The organism is Mesoplasma syrphidae (genome assembly GCF_002843565.1).
In the GTDB taxonomy this organism is placed as follows: Bacteria; Bacillota_I; Bacilli_A; order Mycoplasmatales; family Mycoplasmataceae; genus Tullyiplasma; species Tullyiplasma syrphidae.
The window spans coordinates 19,505-33,315 of record NZ_CP025257.1; the positions used below are offsets into that span (position 1 = coordinate 19,505).

At 30.3% G+C, this 13,811-nt stretch carries 8 protein-coding genes; all 8 read left to right on the forward strand.

Translation table 4 applies throughout. The annotated features are described in order from the left end of the window. Nucleotides 1-77 precede the first annotated feature (77 nt). The gene (locus CXP39_RS00075; protein ID WP_245856633.1) at nucleotides 78-2,048 is read left to right on the forward strand and encodes an ABC transporter ATP-binding protein; all 1,971 of its coding nucleotides are present in this window, start codon (nucleotides 78-80) and stop codon (nucleotides 2,046-2,048) included. A gap of 265 nt (nucleotides 2,049-2,313) precedes the next feature. After that, complete coding sequence (locus CXP39_RS00080; protein ID WP_084497577.1) at nucleotides 2,314-4,143, forward strand: ABC transporter ATP-binding protein; 1,830 nt, start codon at nucleotides 2,314-2,316, stop codon at nucleotides 4,141-4,143. A 181-nt stretch (nucleotides 4,144-4,324) separates the two neighbouring features. Next, entirely contained in the window at nucleotides 4,325-5,098 is a 774-nt protein-coding gene (locus CXP39_RS00085) for a MurR/RpiR family transcriptional regulator (RefSeq protein ID WP_027048316.1), read from the forward strand. A gap of 85 nt (nucleotides 5,099-5,183) precedes the next feature. Further along, the gene (locus tag CXP39_RS00090) at nucleotides 5,184-7,373 is read left to right on the forward strand and encodes a PTS transporter subunit EIIC (protein ID WP_027048317.1); all 2,190 of its coding nucleotides are present in this window, start codon (nucleotides 5,184-5,186) and stop codon (nucleotides 7,371-7,373) included. Nucleotides 7,374-7,378: 5 nt separating this feature from the next. Continuing rightward, nucleotides 7,379-8,779, forward strand: coding sequence for a glycoside hydrolase family 1 protein (locus CXP39_RS00095; RefSeq protein WP_027048318.1), 1,401 nt, complete (start codon nucleotides 7,379-7,381; stop codon nucleotides 8,777-8,779). A 442-nt stretch (nucleotides 8,780-9,221) separates the two neighbouring features. Continuing rightward, on the forward strand, nucleotides 9,222-11,063 hold the full coding sequence (locus tag CXP39_RS00100) for an ABC transporter ATP-binding protein (RefSeq protein ID WP_036256383.1): 1,842 nt from the start codon (nucleotides 9,222-9,224) through the stop codon (nucleotides 11,061-11,063). A gap of 15 nt (nucleotides 11,064-11,078) precedes the next feature. After that, nucleotides 11,079-12,896 (forward strand): ABC transporter ATP-binding protein, encoded by a 1,818-nt coding sequence (locus CXP39_RS00105; protein ID WP_245856634.1) that lies wholly within the window; start codon nucleotides 11,079-11,081, stop codon nucleotides 12,894-12,896. 103 nt (nucleotides 12,897-12,999) lie between these two features. Continuing rightward, nucleotides 13,000-13,755 (forward strand): MurR/RpiR family transcriptional regulator, encoded by a 756-nt coding sequence (locus CXP39_RS00110; protein ID WP_027048320.1) that lies wholly within the window; start codon nucleotides 13,000-13,002, stop codon nucleotides 13,753-13,755. The last annotated feature ends 56 nt before the right edge of the window (nucleotides 13,756-13,811 follow it).

Here is a 13,811-nt window from a genome sequence, read left to right on the forward strand (position 1 = left end):
CGTAAAATAAAATTATAAAATCTATTTTTAGGTATAATTAAGATAATTTTTAAATAAAATTTTGAAAGGAAATGCAAATGAATAAGACAACACACAAAAGTAAAGATAAAAAAATAAAACCAGATCATAAAATAAAAAATGAAGAGTTTCAAAAAGAAGTTAAGGTTTTAGATGCAAGATTGCATAATGGGCAAATTACTCAACAAGAATATACTGACGGAGTTGCAAGTCTGGTTGCAAAAGATATTGAGTGATCTAAAGGGCAGGGAACTTTTTTTGCCATGATTGCCAAGTATTTCAAATTGGAATGAAAGTTAGCCTTAATTATTGTTTCGTTAAGTGTCATTTCCGTATTGGCTTCAATTGCCATACCTTTGCTGACAAGACAAATGACGATGGATATCTTTAGTAAATATGGAACTCCAGCTGATTCAAGTTTTTGAGGTTTATCATGACAAACTACTTTAGCAATTGCACTTGGAGTTGTTCTTGGAAATGCTGTTATATCATTTTTGACTCAATACTTTTCTGTGCTAATGTCTAAGCGTATTGAAATTGACTTGCGTAATAAATCTCTAGAAGCTCTTGTTCGTCAAGATATTTCATATTACTCTGACAAAAAAATTGGAGAGATTATTACAAAAGTAATATCTGATACGCAAATAGTTGGTGACCAGTCAGCACAAGTTCCGGTCACATTGTTAAGTGCTTTTTTAACAATCATTGGTGCATCTGTAATGATGTTTGTTTTTGAAGCAACCCTAGCAGCATCAGTTTTAGGGATGTTTTTCTTAATCCTAGTAGCCATGATGATATCATTTAGTTTCACAAAAAAACGTATAACAAAAGTTCGTGAGATTGTTACAGATATTAATGGAAATGTAACAGATCGTATTTCAACAGTACGCTTAGTAAAATCAACTGGAACAGAAAATTATGAGACACAAAGATTTAAAGAACTGCACAAAGATTATTATAGTGAATCTACTAAATTAGCAAAAGTTCAAGCTTTAATGATAACAATTCTTTTTTCTGGAATTAGCTTTATTCAATTTATTGCAATTGGAGTGGCAATGCTTAAATATGGAAACGTTGACCCACAAGTTGGGATGTTATTTTTTGGAACAACGTTTGCTTCATTTACACTGGCGCAAGGAATCATGGTTGGACCTTTATTTCAAGTTGTTATGTCAGCTGTAGGAATTGCTCAAGCATCTGTTGCATCACAAAGAATTGATTCAACAATTAAATCAACTTCAATCTTGAATCCACACTACTTTGATGGAAAAAAAGTTGATTCAATTGATGGTAATATTGAATTTAAAGGTGTTAGCTTTGCGTATCCGGAAAAACCATCAAAACAAATTCTACCTAAATTTGACTTTACTTTTAAAAAAGGTCGCTCATATGCTTTTGTTGGAGAAACGGGGTCAGGAAAATCGACAATCTCAAGATTGCTATTAAGATTTTATGATCCGACTGAAGGTGATGTCATTGTTAATGGCAAAGATAACTTAAAAGATATTAATCTTGCAAGTTACTTATATAATGTTGGGTATGTTGAACAAGACCCACAAATTTTATTTGGAGATGTTTATGAAAATGTTCGTTATGGGCGTTTTGAAGCCACAAACGAGGAGGTAATTGAAGCATGTAAAAAAGCTGAATTGCACGATCTTATTATGACTTGACCAGATGGATATGACACTATTTTAGGGGAACGTGGGTTTATGCTATCTGGAGGTCAAAAACAACGCATGATTATTGCAAGAATGTTTTTAAAAGACCCTCAAGTATTGATTCTTGATGAAGCAACTTCTGCCTTAGATAATATTGTGGAAAAGGAAATTCAAGAAAAACTTGAATTGCTAATGGTTGGTAGAACTACCATTTCAATTGCTCACCGTTTGTCAACAATTCGCAATGCTGATGAAATTATTGTTCTTGGAGCCGATGGAGCAGGAATTGTCCAAACAGGGACTTTCGATGAACTAAAAAATAAACCAGGTCATTTCCAAAAGCTTTATAAAGCAGGATTAATGGACTAATTGCAAATCTGAAATACTTTAATTGATTAAAGTATTTTTTTATGTAAAGTTTTTGTTTACCAAGTTAAGTTGATATAATTAAAAAATAGATGGTAGTCTTTACTCCTAGGAAAAATTCACATATGAAATACTGTATGTACTAAAAAATTCTACTATCGGATAAGAATATATAATTGTTAAATTGAAAAGTATATAAGTAAAATAATAAAATTTAAGGCTTTTGCTTCAATACATATAAAAAGTAGTTAATTTAGAGAGGTTAACAATGAAAAAACAAATTAAAAATAAGTCTCAAAAATCGAACAAGACTTTTTGAAAAATGATTTCGAAATTTTATATCAAAGAGTGAAAATTTGCAATTGTAATTGGAATTTTAATGATCTTTATTGTAGCTTGTGGGCTAATGATTCCACTACTTACAAATCAAATGACAATGTCTATTATGATTGAAAAAGTCAACAAAGCTACACCTTCAGCAAATTTTTGAGGTGTTAAATGAGATAAGTTAGTTTATATTGCTATCTTAGCAGTCATTCTTAACTGCATATGTTCTTATTTATTCAATTATGTTGGATATTTAATGGGTAAAAAAATTGAGATTGAGTTAAGGAATAAATCGCTGGAGCGACTTGTAAGACAGGATATATCATATTATTCTGATAAAAAAATTGGGGAAATATTGACAAAAGTGGTTTCTGATACTCAAATGGTAGGAGACCAATCTGTCATGATACCAATGCTAATTGGTATTTCTGTTTTTCAAATTGTTGCAGCCCTGATTATGATGTTTGTTTTGCAATGACAATTAGCTTTGGTAGCATTCGTTACATTTGTAACGATTATGATAATCATGTATGTGACATTTAATGTAACAACAAAACGTTTTCATAAAGTTCGCGCAGTTATCACTGAGATTAATGGTAATGTTATTGATAGAATCGCGACAGTTAGACTAATTAAGTCAACTGGAACTGAAAATTATGAAACAAGTAGATTCAAAGAAGTACATCAAGAATATTATGCAAAATCTGAGCTGGTTGGAAGGATGCAAGCACTGATGCTAACCACTTTGTTTGGAGGAGTTTCACTTTTGCAATTTTCAACGATTATTGCAGCAATGCTGATTTTTGGTAATTCAGGAAATGATAAACAAGTGGAAACATTCTTTACAGTTACGTTTGCTGCTTTTGCTTTAGCTCAAGGAATGATGATTGGGCCTTTATTTAATGTCATGAATGCAGCATTTGGATTGGCACAAGCAAGTGTTGCTGCATCAAGAGTTGAAGAAACAATTAACTCTAAATCAATTATGGAGCCGCATTATTTTGATGGTAAAAAAATTGTTTCTATCGAGGGAGATATCATTTTTAAAGGTGTAAGTTTTGCGTATCCAGAAAAGCCGACTAAAAATGTGCTTCCAAAATTTGACTTTGTTTTTGAAAAAGGAAAGTCTTATGCTTTTGTAGGGGAAACCGGATCAGGTAAATCGACTATTTCAAAATTGTTATTAAGATTCTATGATCCTACCGAAGGAGAAGTCTTAATAAACGGAAAAGAAAATTTAAAGGATCTTAATTTAGCTAGCTATTTAAAACATATCGGATATGTTGAACAAGAACCACAGATTATGTACGGCGATGTTTATGAAAATGTTCGTTATGGAAGTTTTGAAGCTACTGACGAAGAAGTAATTGAGGCATGTAAAAAAGCTGAATTGCATGATTTAGTGAAAACCTGACCAGAAGGCTATGAGACAATTCTTGGAGAGCGTGGGTTTATGTTATCTGGAGGTCAAAAGCAACGTTTAGTAATTGCAAGAATGTTTTTAAAGAACCCTGAAATTTTAATTTTAGATGAAGCCACTTCGGCATTGGATAATATTGTGGAAAAAGAAATTCAGGAAAAACTTGAAACATTGATGGTTGGAAGAACTACAATTTCAATAGCCCATCGATTGTCAACAATTAAAAATGTTGATCAAATTATTGTATTGGGAGCAGACGGTGCAGGTATTGTTCAGATTGGAACTTTTGAGGAACTAAAAAATATCCCAGGGCATTTTAAAAGGCTTTATGAGGCAGGTTTAATGAATTAAATGAAATTTGAAGCTAGCAACATGAGTGCAAAATTAATTCAGAATAAAAATACTGATGCTATTCTGATGCTATTTTATCAGTTTCAAAACCAAATGCAGGAAAGTTCTTGTTCGGCTAATAAAGCGATGTAAAAAATGTATAATATTTTAAATAAAAGCTTTTGAAAAGGAAATATATAAAATGGCTTCTGCAGTATTAGCGCTTTGCAAAGTAATTGAATACAGAAAAAATGAAACATTTTATCAAATATCAAAAAAGATTTTGAAGCTTTATAATCAAGGAGTTTTTTTGTCTCAAAAAGAATTAGCTGTTCAGTGTTTTGTATCAGAAGCTTTGATAACACAATTTGCGCAGCGCTTAAAATTTTCTGGTTATAGAGAATTACATTTGAGATTAGAAATTGAATATGAGACAGCTTTGTTAAATAAACAGGATAAAATTTCTAGCCAAGGCGAAACTTTTGATGACATATTGGTCATTCATAATTTCATCAAAAAAAATTTAAAAATAATCACCAAAATAGCTGACGCAATTTTGGCAAATGAAAGAGTTGCTTTTATAACATCAGGTCAAGCTAATGATGCATCAAGAATATTTATCGACAGTATAAAAAGTAAAGGATTTTTAAATATCAGTTTAATTAACCCTTATGCATCTGGAAGATCTTCAAGATTTAATGAACCGCTTTTTGGCTGTGACAAATATTTTTTTATTTTCATTGGAATGATTAATCCAACCGAAATATCTTTTTATGAAGAATGCTTACAAAAGGTTGACCATAGTAAAATTTTTTCGCTAATAACGAAGGGCAAGAAAATTGATACCCTTAATGAAAATAATATTAATCTTAATCTTGATGTTAAGTTTTCTGACACAATTTATAGAAACATAATACTTAATTTCTTGTTCTTAGAAATCATTAATTCAATTAATAAAATGTTAACTACTTTATAAATACTTAAGTACTTAACATTAAATAAAAAACACCCCTTGTGGTGTTTTTTTTATTTTAGAATATAAATTGTAGAAGGAAATTTTTATGAATCTATTTAAAAAAAATACACAAGAAAACGGTTTATACGATCTAGAGATTAGGGAGTTTAAAAGTAAGTATAGAGTTACGGCAGAACTTATATTTGATGCTCTTGGTGAAGGCAACTACATCAAACCCTACAATTGCATGACTCGTTTTCGAGCTAACATAAAAGACAAAAAGAATGTAAAAGTGGATGAAATTTTGAAAATACCTTTGGTAAAAGGAGTTAATTGAAATGGACCTGAACTGCAAATAATTATTGGTGGTGAAGTTCAAAAAGTCGTAGATGAATTTAAAGCATATGAAATTGAAGGTAAAAAGAAAAAAGAAAGTATACTTGAAAATCGTATTGTCAAAAAGCCTACTTTAAGTAAAAGATTTATGGCTGCAATTGTTGGAATAATCCAACCGGCCATTGCCGTAATTATAGCTGGAGGAATGCTAGTCGCACTATATTCGTTGCTTTCTATGGATGGCGGGCCTCTTCAAAATTCAATTGAAATAGTTACAGCAACTGGAGAAACTGAAAAAGTCTTAATTAGTATGCAAACTTTATATCTATTTGGAGTTTGAGATTCGCTATTTTTTATTTTGGCAAACACCGTTATGCCATCAATTGGTCTGTTTTTTATTTTTAATACGGCAAGATACTTTGACGCTAATCCATGATTTGCTATAACTGTAGGATTATTTTTATTATCCCAAGGTTTTTTTCCGCTAGTTTTAGGAGATAAATACGATATTGCAACTAATATATCAGATGCTCATTTCGGTGAATGAATTAGTGATAAGGCATCAGGTAAAAGTGGTTTTTTCCTTTTTGCATTAGGAAGTTTCCCTATTGTTATAATGGGTTATCAAGGCTCAATCATTCCGTATATTGTGGGAGGATTATTAGTTGTATTTATAGATAAATGAATTAAAACATGAATGCCAGCAGCATTAGATATTACTTTTCGAGGATTATTAGTAATTTTAATGACAATGATGTTATTATGATTTGTTTTGGCACCAGTATCTAGTTTAATTGAATTTGGATTATTTAAGTCAATGACATGATTGGGGGCTATCCCATATGGGTTTGGAACTGCGTTGTTTACTATGCTGTGGCAACCATTAGTTATTATTGGTTGTCACACGCCATTGGGTGTAATGATTGATACAAACATTTCCAACGGAACGCCTCAATTATTGGGAACAGCAAATGTGACGGCATATTGAGGACAATTAGGAGCAGTAATAGCAGTTGGTATAACAACAAAAAATATGAGTCTTAAGAAAATGGCATTTGCAACTGTGCCAGCGGGTATTTTTGGAATAACAGAACCAATCATTTATGGAGTAAATTTACCCAGAGTTAAACCCTTTATTTATGGCTGTATGGGCGCATTGGCTGGTGGATTTCTTATTGGTATTCTAGATATTGATATGGATTTATTTGGTACATTTGGTATTCTAAGCGCTTTGAGGTTTAATGATCATGCAAGCATTATTAATCCAAGTTTTGAACACCGAATAACTTATAGTCAAGCAACTGAAGTAGGATTATTATTTATGGTTTGAGCGATAACATTTGGTGTTGGATTTGTTATTACATTTTTATGCTATAGAGAAAGAACTAATGAACTAAAAGGATTTAAAAAAAGCTTAAAAGTAATGGCAAAATGATTAAATGTTAAAACTGAAATTTTGTATATTGAATTTAATTCGGAAATTAAACAATTGCAAGCGATGAAAAATCAATATAAAGAAATTTACAACTACTATGGTGATTTATCAAAAATTGAAAGCAAAATGCTAAACATTGAATTAAAAGAAAACGTTAAGCGAAGTAAAATGTACCGCAAATTAGTTAGAATGCAAAAGAAAGTAAAGAAAATTGGTAATAACGAAATATACGCCAAATTTTTAAATTTAAACAAAGAATATGAGTCATTTGCGTTGTATCAAGAAAAAGCCAAGGAAGAAAAACATAAAGCTGACTTAATTGAATCAAAGGCACAAACATTGAAAATTTTTAGTTCATCGAAAGAGCAAATTTACAACAGTATTTTATTAAAAATTAATAAAAAAAATATTAGCAGTGATGAAAAAGTAGTTTCATTAAATAAAATTTGAAATTCGCTTGAATCAGTTGAAATTGCTTTTGATTCAGTTGAGTCAAGAAATGTGAGATTGAAAATTAAGGAGTAAAATATATGAAAAAAATTGGAAAAGATTTTTTGTGAGGAGCATCAACTAGTGCTTATCAATGTGAAGGTGCAACAAATATTGATGGGAAGGGTAAAAGTGTCCAAGATCTAACATTACCTGTTAAAGATAAAATTGACTTTAGAAATGCTTCGCATCACTACTTTCACTATAAAGAAGATGTAAAGCTTATGGCAGAAATGGGATTTAAGTCATATAGGTTTTCTATTTCATGAAGTAGAATATTTCCAAAAGGGACTGGTGAAATTAATCAAAAAGGTGTTGACTTTTATAATAACTTACTTAATGAATTATTAAAATATAATATTGAACCAGTTGTTACTGTTTATCATTTTGATCCACCGCTGGATTTAGAAAATCAAGGTGGATGATTAAATAGGGATTTAATGGTTAATGCTTTTGTTCAATATTCAACAAAGTTATTCGAATTGTTTGGAGACAGAGTTAAATATTGGCAAACAATAAATGAGCATAATATGATTATTCAAGTGGGCCATGTTATTGGTGTTATAAATCCTAAACAAGATAATTTATTCAAAAAGTTATATCAGATTAATCATAATATGTTAATAGCGCAGGCTTTAGTCACAAGAAAATATCATGATATGAATTTCAAAGGTATTATAGGACCAGCTCCGAATATTAGCTATGTGTATGCTGAAACTTCAAAACCAGAAGATTTTGATGCAAGTTACAAAGCGAATGCCTGAAGAAATTGATTATATTTGGACGCAGCGTGCCTTGGAGAATATAATACAATTGCATGAGAATGAATGGTGAAAAATGGATATGAACCTGAACTTAGAGAAGGTGACTTAGAAATTTTAAAAAAAGGTAAAGCCGATTTTATAGCGTTTAATTATTACAACACTTCAACAGTTAGAGCCTCAACAAAAATTGGGTCAATTAAGTTTAGTGAATCTGATCAACAAACTGCTTATGATATTCCTGGATTATTTGATTTGTGTGATAACAAGAATTTACCTAAAACAGAGTTTGGTTGGTCAATTGATCCTCAAGGATTTTTGCATACAATGAGAGCAATGTGAGATAGATATAGAATGCCTTTGATGGTGACAGAAAATGGACTAGGAGCATATGATATTGTAGAAGAAGATGGTTCAATACATGATCAATACAGAATAGATTACATTAAAGCCCACTTGGAACAGCTAAAAGTTGCTATTAATGAAGGTATTGATGTTATTGGTTATCACCCCTGAAGTGCTATTGATTTAGTTTCAACTCATGAAGGAATAAAAAAAAGATATGGTTTTATTCACGTTAATATAAACGATAATGGTGAAGGTGATTATAAACGTTCAAGAAAAGATAGCTTTTATTGATATAAAAAAGTTATCTCAACAAATGGCGAAGATTTGGATTAAAAGATCACAAATATTTGGAACAACTGATAGTATGATATGGTCGTCTGTTTTAGTTTCAATTTAACGTTATAGTAAGGACATTTTATTTTTGGAACTATGATATTTATTTTAAAATTTAATAAAACTCAAAAAATGGAGCAATCCATTTTTTATGTCATTTTTTTTGAGCATATGAAAGGTTTTGTTGACATGTGAAAATAAAAAAGGGAAAGTTTTTTACTAATAATTGAGAAACATCATTTTTCAAAAATCCCAATATTCTCTAAAACTATTTTTACCCGTAAAGCAATTTATTTTATATTATGATAAACTCGTTATAAAGCCGCTAATTGGTAATGATGTGCCTTGGGACAGCAAAATAAAAAGAAGTAATTAGGCTGAAGAAAAAATAATTTCAATACCAATAGTAGTTTCAAAGCGTGTCATATTATAAAGGAGAACTATGAGTAAGAAAAAGAAAATATCAAAAAATAGTGAATTCTTTAAAATTATTTGAAGTTACTATTTAAAAGAATGAAAATTAACGTTGCTAATGTTGGTGATGATTATTTTGTTTGCTCTAACAAGAATCATGGTTCCAATGCTAACTCAGCAAATGACTATGAGTATTAGGAATGAAGCAAATATAAATGTAGGAAATAATGAAGCAATACCGTCAAATTTTTGAGGGTTACACTGAGTTGAATGTATTTATATAGCGGTTGGAATTATTTTATTGGATATTGTAGCAACATTTATTTTTAGTTACTATGGCTATATTTTAGGACGTAAAATTGAAGTTGATTTACGTAATCGTATTTTGGAAAAATTAGTTCGTCAGGATATTTCATATTATTCAGACAAGAAAATTGGAGAGATTTTGACGAAAGTTGTTTCTGATACTCAGGTTGTTGGAGAATGAGCCGTGACAATACCATCTTCAATTGGAATTTCGGTTTCTCAAATTATTGTTGCTGTAATTATGACATTTGTTTTTGATTGACAAATAGCAGCTGCTGGATTTACAATATTCGTAATAATCTGTGTAGCATTTGTATTTGCTTATCAAAACACAGTCAAGAAATACGAAAAAATCAGAGAAGAAATTGAAAAAGTTAATGGAAGTGTTACTGACCGCGTAGCGACAGTTCGTTTAATTAAATCAACTGGAACTGAAAGCTATGAAGCAAATAAGTTTAAAGAAACTCATCAAAAATATTATCAACTGCAAAAACCCACTGCAATTAGTTTGTCTTGAATGTTAACAATTATTTTTGCCGGTGAGTGTATTATTCAATTGTCAACACCAATTTTTGCTGGAATTTTTTATGGATTAGGTGATAATCCAGAAAAAGCAAAAATATTTTTTGAAACAATTTTTCCTTCTTATATGTTAGCTCAAGCAATTCTAATTGGACCCCTATATAATTTATTGAATTCTTCTTTCGGATTAGCAATGTCTGGTGTTGCAGCGTCACAAATTTCAGAAACATTTAGAGTAGAGTCAATTTTAAATCCAAACTATTTTGGAGAGAATACTGTCAAATCAATTAAGGGAGACATAGTTTTTAATGATGTTGAATTTAGATATCCAGAAAAACCTGAGCAATTAATCTTGCCAAAATTTAGCTTTAAATTTGAAGAAGGAAAATCATATGCTTTTGTTGGAGAAACAGGGTCAGGAAAATCAACAATTGCTCGATTGCTTCTTAGATTTTATGATCCAAGTAGTGGAGAAATTATTATTAATCAAAATCAAAATCTTAAAGATGTCAATTTGGCTTCCTATTTAAGACATGTTGGATATGTTGAACAAGAACCTCAAATTTTATTTGGTGATGTTTATGAAAATGTCCGCTATGGACGTTTTGATGCCACAGATGAACAAGTAATTGCAGCATGTAAAAAGGCGGAAATTCATAAGTTGATTTCAGGATGGCCAGAGGGATATAAAACAATTCTTGGAGAGCGTGGATTTATGCTATCTGGCGGTCAAAAACAACGTTTGGTAATTGCAAGAATGTTCTTAAAAAATCCTGAAATCTTAATTTTGGATGAGGCAACTTCAGCATTGGATAATATTGTAGAAAAAGAAATTCAAACTAAGCTAAATGAATTAATGAAAAACCGTACTAGTATAACAATTGCGCACCGTTTATCAACAATTAAAAATGTTGATGAAATCATTGTGCTGGGAGCAAATGGTAAAGGAATTGTTCAACAAGGAACATTTGATGAATTGGTTCAAAAGCCTGGACATTTTAAAAATCTTTATGATGCTGGGTTAATGAGTAAACAGAGTTAAGAAAGGAGTTAAATTATGGAAAAAAGAAAAATATCTAAAAATAGTGAATTTTTTAAAATTATTTTTCGCTATTATGTAAAAGAATGAAAGTTAAGTATTCTAATGATTCCTTTAATTTTGATTTATGGTGTTACTGTAATGATGATTCCTTTATTAACTCAGCAAATCAATTTGGATTTGACAAACTCAACAGCAAATACTTCATCATTTCTTACGGGCTACTGAAATTTATCTTGAGAGTACCTAGTGTTAATTGGGATTGTATCTATTGTAATCAACACAATTAATACTTTTGCAATTAATTATTTGGGGTATTTAATGGCAATTCGTATTGAAATTGATTTAAGAAATAAAATTTTAGAAAAGCTTGTTCGCCAAGATATTTCATATTATTCAGATAAAAAAATTGGAGAGTTATTGACAAACGTTATTTCTGATTCAAAGTTTGTAAGTGACTGAGCAATAAATATTCCTGTTGGGGGTATTATTTCAGTTTTTCAAATTATAATTGCTGTCACAATGACATTTATTTTGGATTGAAAAATTGCTCTTGTTGGAACAGGAATATTTATTGTTATTTTATGTGGATTTGTATTTGTTTACATAATGTTAGTTAATCGATATGATAAAGTTCGTCAAACTTTGGAAAAAACTAATGGAAATGTAATTGACAGGATCGTGTCAGTTAGATTAATTAAGGCTTCAGGAACGGAAGCCTACGAGACTGAAAACTTTAAAGCGAAGCATGTGGATTATTTTGAGCAGACTAAGCCAGTTGCGAGTTGATTATCACTGTTATTTACGGTTGTATTTGCAGGAGATTTCATTATTTCGTTTACTGCTCCAATTTTTGCTGTAATCTTTTATGGATCTTCAGGCGATTCGCAAGAAACATTGGATTTTTTTAATAATACGTTTGCAGCGTATTCTTTATCACAAGGGTTATTGATTGGTCCACTATTTACTTTACTAAATATGTCTGGAGGATTTGCTTCAGCAGGAGTTGCTTCAGCCAGAATCAGTACAACTTTGCAAGCTGATTCAATTATCGATTTTCACTATTTTAATGGAATTAAAATTAAAAAAATTACTAGTGATATCGTTTTCAAAGATGTTGAATTTAGTTACCCAGAAAAACCTGAAAAGCTAATTTTGCCAAAATTTAATTTTAAATTTGAGCAAGGAAAATCATATGCTTTTGTTGGAGAAACAGGGTCGGGAAAATCAACGATTGCTAAGTTATTATTAAGACTTTATGATCCAAGTAATGGGAAAATTATTATTAATGAAAAGTATGATTTGAAAGAACTTAATTTAGCAAGTTACTTAGAGCATTTGGGATATGTCGAACAAGACCCACAAATTCTTTTTGGAGATGTTTTTGAAAATGTTAAGTATGGAAGTTTTGGGGCGACAGACGACGATGTTGTTATGGCATGTCAAAAAGCTGAATTGCACGGATTAATTATGAGTTGACCAGAGGGATATAAAACGGTTCTAGGTGAACGTGGGTTTATGTTATCTGGAGGTCAAAAGCAACGTTTGGTAATAGCAAGAATGTTTTTAAAAGATCCGCAAATTTTAATTTTGGATGAAGCGACTTCAGCATTGGACAATATTGTTGAAAAAGAAATTCAAGCCAAATTGGATGAATTAATGAAAAATCGTACTAGTGTAACAATTGCTCACCGCTTATCAACAATTAAAAATGTTGATCAAATTATTGTCTTGGGAGCAAATGGCAAAGGAATTGTTCAGCAAGGAACATTTGACGAATTAATAAACACACCTGGACATTTTCAAAACCTTTATCATGCAGGCTTAATGAGCTAAAAAAACTAACCCACAAGTGTGGGTTTTTGTTTTTCAGTGCAAAATTTGTTTGATAACTTAGTCTCTTTTATTTATAAGATTAACTTTGAAAGAAGGCCCTTTTATGAATTTACTGAAAGAAATTAAACATAGTTATCACAAATTGACAAAGCAACAAAAAATGATTGCAGATTATTTTGCAGTTCATTACAAAATTATTGATGCCATTTCAATTAAAAAAGTAGCTACAGATTGTAACGTTAGTCCTAGTACTATCACGAAAGTATGTAATAAAATTGGATTTGAAGGATTCAAAGATATGATTAAAAAAACTTACAATTCAACTGTAAATGATGATGACAAAGAGAGTTTCAATGCTCGTATCTATCAAAAAAATTTGTGTGATCCAATTATTAAGACTTTAAGTGAAATTAACTTAAAAATAGTTAAAAAGGTTTCTAGAGAAATCATTAAAGAGAAGCGTTTGGTAATTATTTTTGCTTCTGGTAAAACTTTGATTTTGGCAAAATATATGTTTTCAACTTTTTTGGATATGCATATTAATGTCAAATTAATCTATGATAAATACGATCCGCAGCTATTTGATATTGAAGGGAAAATAATTTTCGTATTAAGTGCATCAGGTTTCAATAGTCAAATTAAGGAGTATCTTAAAAAAGTTGCCTTATTTAAGCCCTATACAATAATTGGAATTACGGGTTCTCAAAAAACTAATTTTGAAAAATATCTTGATTATCATTTGCACGGTAGTTATCAAGATGAGTTTGTTTTAGAAAGCAAAAGATTCCCGATGACAGCAAAATATATTTTACTCTTAATAATTGATCAATTTATTTTAGATATCCTAAATTATATTTAATTTCTAATACTTCTAGAAAATATTTTCCATAAAAAAAGAAAAAGTGTAAGGTAATT